This is a genomic window from Paraburkholderia sp. RL18-101-BIB-B (genome assembly GCF_046026985.1).
GTDB lineage: Bacteria > Pseudomonadota > Gammaproteobacteria > Burkholderiales > Burkholderiaceae > Paraburkholderia.
Genome location: NZ_JARESV010000035.1, coordinates 14,779 through 29,530, shown reverse-complemented (window position 1 = coordinate 29,530; position 14,752 = coordinate 14,779). Strand labels below are relative to the sequence as shown.

General features: G+C 59.0%; 11 protein-coding genes and 1 pseudogene. 7 read left to right on the top strand and 5 right to left on the bottom strand.

The window, feature by feature from the left end:
• Positions 1-35 precede the first annotated feature (35 nt).
• From egtB to P0D73_RS33385, 7 genes and pseudogenes are all read left to right on the top strand, one after another.
• A complete protein-coding gene (gene egtB / locus P0D73_RS33415; protein WP_408434737.1) occupies positions 36-1,286 on the top strand; it encodes an ergothioneine biosynthesis protein EgtB in 1,251 nt (416 codons plus the stop codon).
• Positions 1,270-2,286 (top strand): L-histidine N(alpha)-methyltransferase, encoded by a 1,017-nt coding sequence (gene egtD / locus P0D73_RS33410; protein ID WP_408434735.1) that lies wholly within the window; start codon positions 1,270-1,272, stop codon positions 2,284-2,286. The genes egtB and egtD overlap by 17 nt, the downstream gene beginning before the upstream one ends.
• Positions 2,287-2,362: 76 nt before the next feature.
• Positions 2,363-3,268: a LysR family transcriptional regulator gene (locus P0D73_RS33405; protein ID WP_408434733.1), complete on the top strand. Its 906-nt coding sequence runs from the start codon at positions 2,363-2,365 to the stop codon at positions 3,266-3,268.
• Between the two features lie 557 nt (positions 3,269-3,825).
• Entirely contained in the window at positions 3,826-4,335 is a 510-nt protein-coding gene (locus P0D73_RS33400; protein ID WP_408434731.1) for a DUF3331 domain-containing protein, read from the top strand.
• Positions 4,336-4,527: 192 nt separating this feature from the next.
• Complete coding sequence (locus P0D73_RS33395) at positions 4,528-4,815, top strand: hypothetical protein (RefSeq protein ID WP_408434729.1); 288 nt, start codon at positions 4,528-4,530, stop codon at positions 4,813-4,815.
• 136 nt (positions 4,816-4,951) lie between these two features.
• On the top strand, positions 4,952-5,167 hold the full coding sequence (locus P0D73_RS33390; protein WP_408434727.1) for a hypothetical protein: 216 nt from the start codon (positions 4,952-4,954) through the stop codon (positions 5,165-5,167).
• A 149-nt stretch (positions 5,168-5,316) separates the two neighbouring features.
• Positions 5,317-6,003 (top strand): annotated as a pseudogene (locus P0D73_RS33385) (MlaA family lipoprotein); the annotation flags it as partial.
• Between the two features lie 411 nt (positions 6,004-6,414).
• Here P0D73_RS33385 and P0D73_RS33380 read toward each other — a convergent pair.
• The 5 genes from P0D73_RS33380 to P0D73_RS33360 all read right to left on the bottom strand — a co-directional run bounded on the left by P0D73_RS33380 (position 6,415) and on the right by P0D73_RS33360 (position 14,599).
• Complete coding sequence (locus tag P0D73_RS33380; RefSeq protein WP_408434725.1) at positions 6,415-7,578, bottom strand: porin; 1,164 nt, start codon at positions 7,576-7,578, stop codon at positions 6,415-6,417.
• 700 nt (positions 7,579-8,278) lie between these two features.
• A complete protein-coding gene (locus P0D73_RS33375; RefSeq protein ID WP_408434723.1) occupies positions 8,279-8,500 on the bottom strand; it encodes a hypothetical protein in 222 nt (73 codons plus the stop codon).
• Between the two features lie 77 nt (positions 8,501-8,577).
• Positions 8,578-10,128, bottom strand: a complete 1,551-nt coding sequence (locus P0D73_RS33370) for an efflux transporter outer membrane subunit (RefSeq protein ID WP_408434832.1) — start codon at positions 10,126-10,128, stop codon at positions 8,578-8,580.
• Between the two features lie 10 nt (positions 10,129-10,138).
• Positions 10,139-13,408: an efflux RND transporter permease subunit gene (locus P0D73_RS33365; protein WP_408434721.1), complete on the bottom strand. Its 3,270-nt coding sequence runs from the start codon at positions 13,406-13,408 to the stop codon at positions 10,139-10,141.
• Positions 13,409-13,426: 18 nt separating this feature from the next.
• A complete protein-coding gene (locus P0D73_RS33360; protein ID WP_408434719.1) occupies positions 13,427-14,599 on the bottom strand; it encodes an efflux RND transporter periplasmic adaptor subunit in 1,173 nt (390 codons plus the stop codon).
• Positions 14,600-14,752: the final 153 nt, after the last annotated feature.

The window sequence follows — 14,752 nt, the reverse complement described above, 5'->3', positions numbered from 1 at the left end:
CTAATCAGGGTGAACCGGTTTGGACAGGCGAAGTGATGGCTGACAGGGACACAACGAGTTTCTTTATCTCGAAACTGCAAAGAAGTTATCGGGAAGTGCGCGGCCGCAGCATTGAGTTGGCACGCCTGCTGACAGCGGAGGACCAATGCATCCAGTCCATGCCGGACGCAAGTCCAACAAAATGGCATCTGGCGCACACGACCTGGTTCTTCGAGACGGTCGTGCTCATGAAGCATGTCGCTGGCTACGTGCCGTTTAACGAGAAATACCAATATCTGTTCAACTCATACTATGAGGCGCTCGGCCCGCGTCACGCCCGGCCGATGCGAGGTCTGTTGTCCAGGCCGTCGGTAGAGGACGTGCATCGCTATCGCCACCACGTGGACGAGGCGATGCTTCGGTTGATAGCCACGGCGGTCGTTGGGACGCTCTCGCAACTCGAGCCCATTATCGTGTTGGGATTAAATCACGAGCAGCAGCACCAGGAGCTTCTTCTTACCGACATCCTGCACGCGTTCTCGTGCAATCCAATGCGGCCCGCGTACGCGAGCGTGCCCGCGGTACACGCAGACGAAGATATTCCAGGGGAAATTCGGCCTGTCCAGTGGCTTCGTCAAGCTGGCGGCGTATTTGACATCGGTTTCGGCGGCCAGGGATTCGCGTTCGATAACGAGTCTCCGCGCCACAAGGTACTGCTGCGCCCGTACGAAATAGCCGCCAGTCTGGTGAGTAACGGCGAATTTGCTGACTTTGTAGCAGATGGTGGATACGAACGCCCCGAGTTCTGGCTGTCGGACGGCTGGGCGATGGTCCAGCGCGAAGGGCTGAAGGCGCCTGCTTACTGGATTGCAACAACGGAGCCGGCGGGCGCGCCTTGCTGTCTCCGTGTGTGGGAAGAGTTTGGTTTGCAGGGGTGGCACCCGCTAGTGTCAACTGCAGCGGTTTGCCACATCAGTTTCTACGAAGCCGCGGCGTACGCAGAGTGGGCGGGCGCACGGCTGCCGACCGAATTCGAGTGGGAAGCAGCGTTTTATGCCCCGGGTATCCGGCACATGACCGGTCATGTCTGGCAATGGACCCGGTCCTCCTATGACCCATATCCCGGTTTTCGGCCGTTGACTGGGGCTGCGGCCGAATACAACGGCAAATTCATGGTTGGGCAGCAGGTTCTCCGCGGCGGCAGCATTGCCACGCCGAAGGGGCATACGCGACCGACTTACCGCAACTTCTTCCCGCCGGCGACGCGCTGGCAATTCTCGGGGGTGCGTCTTGTCAGGGACATCTGAAATTAAAGCGCTGCAGGAAGGTGAGCGTGAGTTGCTTCTGGCTATCCGGGAAAGCGATTTTGGCCGGGACCTACTCGCTGGACTGTCGAGGTCGCCCCGCAGTATTGCGCCGAAGTTTTTTTACGACTCCACCGGCTCAGCCCTCTTCGACCGGATTTGCGAACTGCCGGAATACTACCCAACCCGGACTGAGCTCGACATTCTGCGTTCGAACGCATCCCAAATTGCCGAGCAGATGGGCACACATGCGAACATTATCGAGTTCGGCGCGGGCTCGCTTGAGAAAATCCGTGTGCTGCTCGATGCCTGCCCGCCGGATAGGGCACCGGACCGCTTTATCCCTGTGGACATCTCCGCCGAACATCTGGAGGATTCCGCCCAGAGTTTGCGTCGCGCATACCCGTGTCTTGAGGTTCTGCCCATTGCAGGCGACTATATGAAGCCGGAACAGCTCGTAGATATCGAGGAGATTGGCGGGCGCAAGGTAGGTTTTTTCCCGGGCTCGACCATTGGAAATTTTACGCCGAACGAGACCACGGCTTTCCTGCGCCGAGCTCAGAAGATGCTGGCAGGCGGGGGTTTGCTGGTTGGCGTTGACCTTGTGAAGGATGCACAGACCTTGACTCAGGCCTACAACGATAGTGAAGGCGTAACGGCAGCGTTCAACCTCAATCTGCTTGTACGCGCGAATGCTGAGCTGCGAGCGGACTTTGACCTGGGCAGCTTCACGCATCGCGCGTTCTATAACGAGCCCATGCAGCGCATCGAGATGCACCTGGTGAGCCTGTGCCGGCAGACTGCCCGGGTCGCTGGTTACGACTTCCGGTTCGATGAAGGCGAGACCATCCACACGGAGAATTCGCACAAGTTCACGGTTGAGGGTTTCCGGGAGATTGCGGCAGCCGCCGGATTCAGGCCCGGTCCGGTCTGGACGGATGATGCGGGTCTGTTTAGCGTTCACTGGCTGGAAAGCCCGAGCGCCACGCCTGTGCCACGGTGACTGCACTGCGGCTACTCGCAGGCTGCAGGCGCCTGATACAGTCTGATTTTCCCACCTTGCGTAACGGGGCTAAGAGATGAGCGAGCGGGTAGATGCACCCATAAACGAGATAGCGGTGTTTGTGGCGGTTGCCCAAACCGGCAGCTTCACACGTGCAGCCGAAGAAATCGGTAGCAGCAAGTCCAATGTGGGTAAGGCGGTCCAGCGCCTTGAGGCCCGACTCGGCTCGCAGCTCTTTCAGCGCACGACCCGCGCGGTTCGGCTGACCGAGGACGGCGAGACGTATCTCCTTGCTGCGCAGGAGGCTCTCGATGGTCTTCGAGAAGCGGAGCAGCAGCTCGCCTCGAGGCGCGCTGAGCCCGCTGGGCGGGTCAAGATTGACCTGCCGGCAGGCTTTGGGCGACTGTTGCTGCCGAGCTTCATCCAGCTTCGGGAAAAGTATCCCAAGCTCACGGTGGAGATGGCCCTGACTGACCGGATGTCCGACCCGGTCGGGGAGGGCTGGGACGTTGTTGTTCGCATTGGCGCATTACCGGACGACAGTGAATTTACCGTGCGCAAGCTCTGCGACCTGAGGCTAGGTCTGTACGCATCGCCTGAGTATCTCGCGCGCCGGGGCGACGTAAAGACGCTCGCAGAGCTGACCGACCACGACGCTATAGTTTTCCGTGGCCCAACGGGGCGGCTACGTTCGTGGACAGTGCGAGAAAACGATACCGTGCGGGAAATTGTGCCGCACCCTGTGCTCGTACTTGCTGACGGGCAGGCGCTTGTTGAGGCGGCGGTGGCGGGTTTCGGCATTACGCAGATTCACGACCGTGTCGCGCTTCCGCATGTGCGTGCTGGTCGTCTTGTCCACCTGCTGCCCGAGGCAGATGTCAACGGACCGCCCGTGCATGCCATCATTTCGCTTGGGCAGAAGATGGCCGCCAAGACCCGGGCGGTGGTTAATCACCTTGCCGAGACTCTGCAGAAAGAATAACAAACAGGCATGCGTTGGATGCCCTGGCTGTGATGCCGGGTAGGCTTGACCTGGTTCGTGGTAGCCCTGGCGGTTTGAAGAATGCGTCCGTGCAGCTGATTTCATCAGTGCTCGCGCGACAGACTCGCGTGACGCGAAGCCTGCAGCTGCACGCGACAAATCAGTGACGCATTTCAGTCGAAGTGGCGCGACAGGATGCTACTCCCCGAATTCCTGACGCCGACTCCTGATACTCCCTCGCTTTCAGTTGCTCCAGTGAAGTGGAGCAACAATGGAGCGGTATTGTTCTGGGCTGTTAGTCCTATGACCACTACAGACCGCGGAGTGAAAGAATTATATTTTCGCCGATTCAGACCAAACCATATCCGCGACCTTACATTGCACGGCCGCTAATTCCGACTGTCGCTTCTTAGGCTACACACTAACCACTCCGACGAGCTTTATCTGAAGTCTGAAAGGTCTCAGAATGCGAGCATCGGTTGAGTTGAAAAAGGCACGAAGTTAGGCGGCGTCGCGCGCTGGACAACAGGTGCAATCAATAAAGCTTTTCTACTGGCATGCGGCGGCTTTGCGCAGATGACGCCATCAGGTGTTGCAGCGCGCACAAGAGAGAACGCAAGGGTAGTGGCTTGTTTCAGGAGCAGACAATGCGTTTTCTCGAGAACCAGAGGGACCCGTGGGGCCACCTGCTTGGCGAGCTCAGGGTTTTTTCAAAGGGCCTACAACAAGATACAACCCGCCGGTTTTCCGCAACGCAAGTCGTACTTGGGGCGCGGACGATTTATACGCCGCCGCCAGAACTTGTTGTGAACATTGTGGAGCGCACGGGGCCGACCTCCGCGACCGTAACCTGGAATGAACCGAGCTGCAGGTATGGCTACCAGACCTGGCGGGCCGCAGTGTCTCGCCTGTCCGGCGTCTGTGTCATCAGTGGAAAAGTTATTCGACGGGGCGACCTTGTATTTAAGCCTCAGGTGAGACCGGTTCCTCTGAACGCGCACGCGATGATTCTTCAATCGGTAGTCGACAGACTTGCGCCCCTTCTTGAAGAAGACAAGTCCGCGTAAGTTGGTACAAGGCGTAAATCAGGCTATCCGAGGATTGTTCAGTAACGACAAGAAATCAATTCGGAAAACCAACCTTTATCTGAAGCGACAGTGTGGCTAATCTTAGTTTGCCTGGCGGCGGGAAGCCTCCAGCAGCCAAATGAAGGGGTCTTGCCATGACCAATGCTTTCACTCATCAAACTGGAGATTCAAATGGTTTCACGACTTCTGCGCGTTTCGCTCGCGCTGATTCTGACCGGCGCCGCCAGCGTCGCTCTCGCGGAGGGCGGCGGAGGCATTGGTCGCGCAGGGACCTATCCGCCACAATTCGGACCGAATACGCCGTCACACAAAGACCTGCTCGAGGTGCGGAAGGAAAAACGCGAGCAGGCCAATCGTGCGGTGGTAGCTGATGCTACGTCAGATGTGGGTGGCACGGCCGACGTAGTCTCGCAATCAGGCGTGGCAACGGCAGCGCCGTCGATTCACAGCCATCACTAAAAAGCGTGACGTTGTGCGCGTGAGCATCTGCACGACGAAATCTCACCTCCCATTTTTCGAACGTTTTTTGGTCCTGCGATAGCTGGAGCGCATTTTCGACATGGCGGAGGTAACTGTAGTCCGCCACGGAGACAAAATGGCTATCGCAGCAATCGTAGTGGGCTTTCTGGTGAGCCTCGTAGGTGGTCCGAGTCTGCTGGACCACCTGTCTAAGACGCAGGTCGAGCACCTGCAGCAATCAGAAGAAGTGCAGCATTCGCAACTACCGCCGGAACAGCAGGGGCCACTAGCGCCTGCGCAAGATGTCGCACCGACGTCGGTGTCGGTCGCGAAAGAGAGCAGTAACTCCTGAACCTTGTACCCTGATTTGGCGGCGGTGACCAGGAAAAAAAACGCTGACAATCTGTCCGCTGCTGGTCGTCGGCGATAGACGACAGAGAATTATTGAAGGAAGCAGCAAAGATGAAGAAGTTGTGGAGCACGCGTATCGCAGGTGCCCTTATGGGCGTGACCGCGGTAACGGGGCTGACTGCATGCGCAACGGGACCCGACCGGAAGGCGTCGGACCCGCTCGAGCCGATGAACAGGGCGGTCTTCTCGTTCAATGAAGGCCTTGACCGACATGTTGCGAAGCCTGTGGCTACGGGTTACAGGAAGGTAACGCCAGAACCTTTGCGCACGGCATTCAGCAACTTCTTTTCGAACCTCGGCGACATTGGCAATTTCGCGAATAACCTGCTGCAATTTAAGGTTACCGCAGCAACCGAAGACCTGATGCGCTTCACGTTTAACTCAACGTTCGGTCTTGGCGGCCTGCTCGACTGGGCGTCGGCTGCGGGTCTGCCGAAGCATCATGAGGATTTCGGGCTTACGCTTGGGCATTACGGCGTACCCGCGGGCCCCTATCTTGTACTGCCACTGTTTGGACCGAGCTCCGTGCGCGACGCAAGTGGCTGGGTTGTTGCGAGTGCGCTCACTCCTACGACCTATCTTCCGGTTGAGGCGGGTGCATCTTTCTTTGGGCTGAACGTCGTAAGTGCTCGCGCCGATATGCTGGGTGCGACTGACCTTCTTGAACAGGCGGCTCTCGATAAGTACAGCTTTGTGCGTGACGGATACTTGCAGCGACGTGCATACTTGTTGAACGACGGTAAGGCTCCGCCTTCATACGAAGAGCCCGCCGATAACGTCGGTGATTTGGCGGCGCAGGCGCACCCCGATGGCGAAGCGGTGCCTGCTTCGTAGTAAAGAGGAGGGTTGGAATTATGGGCAGCGCAATAACCCGCAACGAGGGCCACGTCGCAATGTCTGGCTTTGACGTTGCAACGCAGGTCGACTGCGCAATCTGTGGGTCGACGGACGTTTCAGTGGTCGGCGACGAAGAGACGAGGGCGGCGTTTGAGTTTGTCAGGGATGGCCGCACGGATAGCACATGGCTTGGGATTTCGGCTCTGGTAGTCTCGTGTGCTGAGTGCGGCGTAACCTACGGGCTGCAATCCTGATTCCATTTGATGGGCGAAAAAAACGCGAAGACGGCAGTCCTCGCGCTTTTTCTGCTTCCGCTGGTCGGGCGAGGAAAAGCTGACCCGACTTCGGAGGTTAGAACTTGTGGCGGATGCCCACGATTGCGATTTCCTGATGGCTTGTGCCGGCATAGCCATACGAACCAATGGATGCCTGTGCGGCTTGCGTCGTACGCGTGCCAGTTGCCGCGTCGTACACCGATTGTGTGCCGCTCGCGTGCTGATAGGCCGCCATCGCGTAGAAGTCAGTGCGCTTGGACAGCGCATAGTCGGCACCCAGCGAAGCCTGGTGATAGCTCGCTGATGTGTCGCCGCTCGCCTTCATGTACGTGTAGCCTGCACCCACGAGCAACGCAGGCGTGAGTTGGTACGCTGCGAAGACGTTGCCGACATTGTACTTCTCGGTCTCGCTGAAGCCGGACTTGCCGTCCGGGCTGTAACGCGCGTTGCTGTACGAGAGCCCGACCGTCGCGGAGCCGAAGACGTACTGACCTGCAACCCGCGCGATGCCGATGGAATGGGCTGTCGAGTAGCCGTTATTGACGGGACTGTTGAAGAGCGAGTCGGAAGACGGGCTGTTCCAGCCTGCCGTACGATTTGCAGTCGGATTATTCGCGTAGAAGTAGCCCGCAGCAAGCGATACGGGGCCGTTGTTGTACGTTGCTGCGCCGCTCCACGTCTGCCCCTGGCCTGTCGTGCCCGCGCCATTGCTGAAGCCGTAGAGGCCTTCGAGTTGGAACCCTGCATAGGTGGGCGAAACGTACTTCACTGCGTTGGACGTACGCAGGCTGTTGTCGTAGTTGTCGACGTCGCCCGGCGTCGCGAAGATGCCGCCGAAGAAGTTATCGCCCGTGATGCCCTGAACCATGTCAACAAGCGGGTCGTACTGACGGCCGAGTGTGACGGTGCCGTACCTGTCGCTGGTCAGTCCCACGAAGGCCTGACGACCGAACTCACGGCCACCTTGGTTCAGTTTGCCGGTGCCCGGGTCAAAGCCGCTTTCCAGCTGGAAGACCGCCTTCAGTCCACCGCCCAGGTCTTCGGAACCCTTGATACCCCAGCGGTTGCCGTTCATGTTGCCGTTAATCATCCCCACTTGTTTCTTGTTGCCATCAGCGTTGTGCACATAGCCGATGCCTGCGTCGACGATACCGTAAAGCGTGACGCTGGATTGCGCGTTAGCTGCTACCGTGAAGCCAGCGAGCGCAATTGCGAGAGGGGTCAATACGTACTGCTTCATATCTTCGTTCTCCAGATGTTTTACTTACGCCGATAATGCGAACGTAAAGATAGCGTGTCAAAACGGTGTCGATAAACGTCAAAGTGATGGGTGTATCAGGTGCGCTACGCAGAAAACCGGCATTCGTGCCACCTGGAGACGGCGAAGATGGAATCGGGAGCGAGCTAAATGCCTGTATTCATTGAACTCACCTTGCACCTGTTAGGCGCTGTTCGGAATGAGCGAAAAGACTATTCGTAAGCCAGGTCTTCCGGATAGAAGCTCGGCGAGCTACGCTTCGCTCAACCCTATCTCCTCGCAGTTGTTGTTGCCTTGGGCCAGGGACTTCGCGCTCTTCACGCGAAGTCCCGATTCTCCCTCCGCGTCGTTACCGCCTGCCCCCCCACGCCAGTAAGCTACCGCTGTTGATACGGCGAACTGATGCATTGCAGATGCGCATCCGGGCGTACTATTCGTTGAGAACGAACTCTGTATTCGCGCATTGAGGCCTTACATGGCAGTGCTTCAGGCTATAAGATGCGGCCAGCCTAAGTGCTTCCCGCAAGTTGTCACCCGGGCCCGGGGTTTCGCTCACAAGGCGAGCCCCGTCTCAATCCGTCGTTCTCTTGAGCTATTCGCTCTGCCCACTTGCCGAATTGGCGACTCCATTGCTGTCGGTCCTTGATGGGTCGCAACCGCTATACCCTCGTCGCCGTCTTCGTTAGAAAAACCATACACACCGAACGGCGTCCGCGATGGCCAGAAGGATTGCCATCCCTATCGCGAGCACAGCGACACCGAAATAGAGAACCGACGCGACGATGGCGATGCGCAGTATTCTCGCGGGATACAGGACGTCAATCGAGCGTATCCGTCGGACGAAAGCCCGATGCGGCCGGTTAATAGGCGTTCCGAGAATCGTGTTGGCCACGGCGAATTTCATGATGTCACTCCAGAAAGCGACAGGCCCATCCGATGTTCTGGATGGGCCTGCGTGATGCTCAACTCACAACTGCTGCGTTACTTCTGTGCGACCGCTGTTTGCACTGGAACTGTGGGCTCTACCTGTCCCACGAACGGCTGGGCCGGTTGGCGGACAACGTCACCCCAGCCGCCGCCAAGCGCGCGAATCAGGTTGACCGTGGACGCAGCCTGCACACCCTGCAATTGCACCGCTGAGCGGCGGGCTTGCAGGACGGTGCGTTCCGCATCGATGACGTCCAGATAGTTCACCGCGCCCTCGGTGTACTGCGAGCGCGAGAGGTCTGCTGCACGTTGTGATGCCTTGACCGCTTCGTTCTGCGTCTTCGTCTGGTCTTCCAGGATGCGCATGTCCGACAGGTTGTCTTCGACCTCGCGGAACGCTACGAGAACCTGCTGCCGGTAGTTCGCGACGTCCTCCTCGTATACGGCGCGCGCATTCGCGAGGTTGCCCTTGCGGCGGCCACCATCAAAAATCGGAATATTCAGCGCCGTCCCTGCAAGAGGTCCAAGCAGGAAAGCGCGGCTGCTCCATTTGAAGAGGTCGCCAATGGTCGCCGATTCGAAGCCGCCCGTACCCGTGATGGTGAGTGAGGGGAAGAACGCAGCCTTCGCGATGCCGATGCGGGAATTTGCTGCGGCCATCGAACGCTCTGCAGCGGCAATGTCCGGTCGACGCTCGAGCAGCGAAGATGGCAGGCCCGGCGGCACGCGCAGGTTGACCGGTTTGAGCGGGTCCGCCGCCATCGAGAACTCGGCCGGTGCCTTGCCGAGCAATACCGCGAGGCTATGCTCAGAGGCGGCCCTAAGACGCTGCACGGTCATTGCATCGGACTGCGCAGTGGCCAATTCAGCTTTCGCACGCGAGACGTCGAGCTCAGTGATTTCGCCTTCCGTGTAGCGGCGCTGGACCAGCTTCAGGGCCTGCTGACGCAGGTCGACGGCGTTCCCGTACACCTCGGACTCGGCGTCGAACTCACGCAGTGCAAAGTAGTTCTGCGCGACGTCAGCCTGCAGGGCGAGCATCACTGAGCGAAAGAGAGCTTCACTTCGCTCTGTGTCGGCACGTGCCGCATCAACCGTCGACGCGACACGACCGAACAGGTCCACTTCATACGAAGCGCTGGCCTGAGCGCGCCAGAACGTCTGCTGCGGCACATTGGTGCCATCCGGTTCGAAGAGGGACGCGGCAGAGACCCGCTGCCGCGTCGGGCCGAAGCCGGCGTCGAGCGAGGGGAACAGACCCGCGCGCGCTGCCTGGTTCATTGCCCGTGCTTCCTTCACGCGGGCCGCCGCCGCTTTGAGGTTCTGGTTTGCGTCCAGCGCCTGCTCCTCGAGGTCATTCAGTTTCGCGTCCTTGAACGCCTTCCACCATTCACCGCGGGCGACGTCTTCCGACGGTTGCGCCGTCTTCCACGTACCAGCTTCTTCCGGTGACAACGGCTGCTGCGGTGCCTCCTTAAAGGTCGCAGTTGTCGGCGTGGACGGCACCTCGTACTTGGGTGCGAGTGAACAGCCCGCCAGAATCAGCAGCGTGCCCAGCAGGACGGAGCCAGTGAGGCCGCTCTTCATCGAAAAAAATGTCTTCATGATGGTCTCCTTACTCCTGGAATGCCGGTTCGGGAGTTTTTGCGCCCGGTTTGACAGGAGCACCCGTCGAGCCACCGCTGCTGCCGCCATGGCCGCCATCGTTGTCTTTCGGGCCGTGGATGTGCGGGTGGTTGCCATGCTTGTCCGTGAGCTGCTTACCGCCCGAAAGCTTGCGCAGAAGCACGTAGAACACCGGCGTAAGTACCAGACCGAATAGAGTTACGCCCAACATGCCGAAGAACACCGCGATGCCCATCGCACGACGCATTTCCGAACCCGCTCCCGTGGAAATCACCAGGGGAATTACACCCATGATGAACGCGATGGACGTCATCAGAATCGGGCGCAAACGAAGACGGCAGGCTTCAATCGCGGCCTGAACAATTGTGCGGCCCTGGATTTCAAGCTCACGGGCGAATTCCACAATCAAAATCGCGTTCTTCGCTGACAGCCCCACCAGCACCATCAGACCAATCTGGGTGAAGATGTTGTTGTCGCCCTGGGTGAGCCACACACCGAAGAGCGCAGACAGAATGCTCATCGGTACAATCAGCAGGATTGCGAGCGGCAGTGTCAGGCTTTCATACATGGCGGCCAGCACGAGGAACACCAGCAGGACACTGATAGGGAACACCCAGAAGGCTGCGTTGCCCGTCAGAATCTGTTGATACGTCAGGTCGGTCCATTCGAACTTGATGCCGCGCGGCAGTGTTTCAGCTGCGATGCGTTCGACGGCCGCCATTGCCTGGCCAGACGAGTATCCTGGCGCCGGTCCACCGTTGATGTCGGCCGCAAGGAAGCCGTTGTACCGAATCACCGTCTCCGGACCGAAAGTCGGCGTCACCTTGATGAGCGACGACAGGGGCACCATCTCGCCGGCCGCATTGCGAGTCTTGAGTTGCAGGATGCTTTCAGCGGAGGTACGGAATGGGGCATCAGCTTGCGCGCGCACCTGATAGACGCGGCCAAACTTGTTGAAGTCGTTCACATACAGCGAGCCCAGATAAATCTGCATCGTGTCGAACACGTCAGTCACCGAGACGCCCAATTGCTTGGCCTTCTCACGGTCCAGTTCGACGTTCAGCTGCGGAACGTTAATCTGGTAGCTCGAAAACGAGGGGCCGAGTTCTGGCGCTTTTGCTGCTGCCGCGAGGAACGACTGCACCGCCTTGTTCAGCGCTTCGTAGCCCAGCGCGCCACGGTCCTCAATCTGCAGCTTGAAGCCGCCGATAGTACCCAGACCCGACACCGGAGGCGGCGGGAAGGTCGCAATCATTGCGTCCTTGATGCCGGCATATTCCTTGTTCAGGTTGCCGACAATCGCCGCTGCCGATTCATCCTTCGTGCGATGCTTCGACGGGCTCATCACCGGAAACACCAGGCCGCTGCTCGAAGAATTCATCAGGCCGGTCACGTTCAGGCCCGGGAATTCCGGCGAGTGCACGACACCCGGCTGCTTGCGGGCGATGATGCCCATTTCGTGAACGACCTTTTCCGTCCGGTCGAGTGACGCACCCGGAGGCAACTGCAGAATGCTGACGAGATAGTCCTTGTCCTGACCAGGCACGAAGCCGCCCGGCACAATCTTGCCGAACAGGAACGTGCCGCCGAGCAGGACACCGTAGACGACCATCATCGCAGCCTTGCGATTGATGATGCCGCCGACACCCTTGCCGTACGCTTCCGAGCCGCGATGGAACACCTTGTTGAACACGTTAAAGAACGGTCCAAGAATCCGGTCCATGAAACGGGTCAGCCAGTCCTTGGGTGCGTGATGGTCCTTGAGCAGCAGAGCGGAAAGCGCGGGAGACAGGGTGAGCGAGTTGAACGCCGAGATGACAGTCGAAATCGCAATGGTCATTGCGAACTGCTTGTAGAACTGACCGGTCAAACCCGACATGAAAGCCAGCGGAACGAACACGGCTACGAGAGTCAGTGCAATGGCGATAATCGGCCCACTCACTTCCCGCATCGCTGCGTATGAAGCTTCAAGTGGCGTCAGGCCTGAGGCAATGTTCCGCTCCACGTTCTCCACCACCACAATCGCATCGTCGACCACAATCCCGATGGCGAGAACCATGCCGAACAGTGACAGCGCATTGATGGTGAAGCCGAACGCCAGCATCAGCGAGAAGGTGCCCACAATCGAGACTGGCACTGCGAGCAACGGAATCAGCGACGCACGCCAGGTCTGCAGGAATACAATGACAACGATAACGACAAGGACGATAGCTTCAAAGAGCGTGTGGACAACGGCGTCGATACTTTCGCGGACGAACTGCGTCGGGTCGTAAACAATCTTCGCTTGGACGCCTTCAGGCATGTCCTTCTGCAACTCTGCTGTGATTCGACGAACATCGGTCGAAATCTGCAGCGAGTTCGCGTTGGGCTGCTGGAAGATGATGAGCTGCACGCCGGGCTTACCGTCAAGACTCGCCCGCAGCGCATACTCGGCCGCACCCATTTCTACGCGCGCCACGTCGCTCAGATGCGTCACCGCGCCGTCCGGGGAAGTCTTCAGGATGATGTTGCGGAACTCTTCTTCGGTCTTCAGGCGACCCTGGGCGTTCACGCTCAGTTGCATCGGAACATTTGTCGTCATCGGAGCGCCGCCGACAATACCGGCCGCGACCTGGACGTTCTGCTCACGAATTGCCTTCACGACATCGGTTGCCGTCAGGTTCTGACGGGCTACCTTTGTCGGGTCGAGCCAGACGCGCATGGAGTAGTCGCCCGCGCCCCACATCGCAACTTCACCAACTCCCGGCACTTGCGCAAGCCGGTCCTTGATGTTGATGAGCGCGTAGTTGCGCAGGTAGGTAAGGTCATACCGTCCGTTAGGCGAGACGAGATTCACGCCCATCGTCAGGGTAGGCGACGACTTGATGGTAGTCACGCCCAGCCGCTGCACGTCCTCGGGAAGACGCGGCATGGCCTGCGATACCCGGTTCTGCACAAGCTGCTGTGCCTTATCGGGGTCGGTGCCAAGCTTGAACGTCACGGTTGTCGTCATCGCGCCGTCGCTGTTCGCCTGCGACTGCATGTACAGCATGTTCTCGACGCCGTTAATCTGCTCTTCAATTGGAGAGGCAACGGTCTCGGCAATGACTTTCGGATTCGCGCCGGGATACTGTGCGCGTACCACAACCGACGGGGGCACGACTTCCGGATATTCGGCCGTTGGTAATTTGGTCAACGCGATAAAGCCTGCGAGCACAATCACCACCGACAGAACGGCCGCAAAGATTGGCCTGTCGATGAAAAATTTTGAGATGTTCATGATGACCTTCTCGCGTGGTTACGCTGCGGATTTGGCAGCGTCGGCCATGTTGACCATGTGCGGACTGACGGTGTCGCTCGGCTTGGCGTGCATCATGCCGTTCACGACGATGCGCTCACCGTCCTTGAGTCCCGAGGTCACAACGCGCAGGTTGTCGTGCAGGCCGCCCAGCTGGACCTCCCGGTAGACGACCTTGTTCTCGCGGTCCACGACCAGCACGAACTTCTTCGCCTGGTCAGTACCCACGGCTGCGTCGTCAATCAGAATGGCCGGGTGAGGCGCACCGCCGCCAACCTTGACGCGCGCGTAGAGGCCCGGAACGAGTGCGCCGTCTGCGTTGTCGAGGGTGGCGCGCACGCGGATGGTGCCAGACGAGGTATCGAGGCGGTTATCAACGGATGTAACCGCACCCTTGCGGGAATAGCCGTCCTCATTCGCAAGGCCCAGCGATACCGGTACCTTTGTATTGCGGTCGCGACCAAGGTATTGCAGATACGTCTGCTCGTCGACATCGAACGAGGCGTAAATCGGCGACACGGAAACAAGTGTCGTAAGCAACGGTGCGCTCGAACCAATCGAAACAACGTTGCCAACCGTCAGTTCCGCGCGCGATACGCGACCCGTGACCGGTGCGGTAATCCTGGTGTACCCGAGATTCACCTGTGCAGCTTCGAGAGCGGCCTCGGCAGCCTTTACGCCCGCGGCGGCTTCGCGTGAAGCGTTCTGCTTTTCGTCGTAGTCGCGCTTCGCGATGGCGTTGTCGGCAAGCAGGCGGTCAGCACGAGCGGCGTCGGTCGCCGTGTAAATCGCGCGAGCCTTGGCTGCCGCGACCTGTGCCGATGCGCGGTCAACTTCAGCCTGATAGGGGCGGGGGTCAATCGTGAAAAGCGGGTCGCCCTTCTTGACCAGCGCGCCGTCCCTGAAGTGGACGGCAATGATGGTGCCGGCAACGAGCGGGCGCACTTCGACGTGGTCGATGGCTTCCAGACGCCCGGAGTAGCTTTGCCAGTCCGTGATGGTCTGCGAAAGGACGACCGCGACGTCGACCTGGGTGGCTGGCGGCGCGTCAGCGGCCTGAGCTACACTCAGCGGACCTGATGTGGTCCCGTGGGTGAAGCCAATGCCCGCGACTGCGCCGACAACTGCCAGCGCACCCAACGCGGCGGTAAGCCGTTTTCGATTGGTGAGCATGAGTAGTACTCCTTATAGATGCAAAGTGGTCTGTAAAAACGTGACAGGTTTGGATTTCAGTTCATATCCGTCTCGGCCTTACATCCATCACTGGGTGTATAGCGTTGACGAGAGTATGGACTCCGTGTTTCTGGTTATAAAGTAGCGAACAGT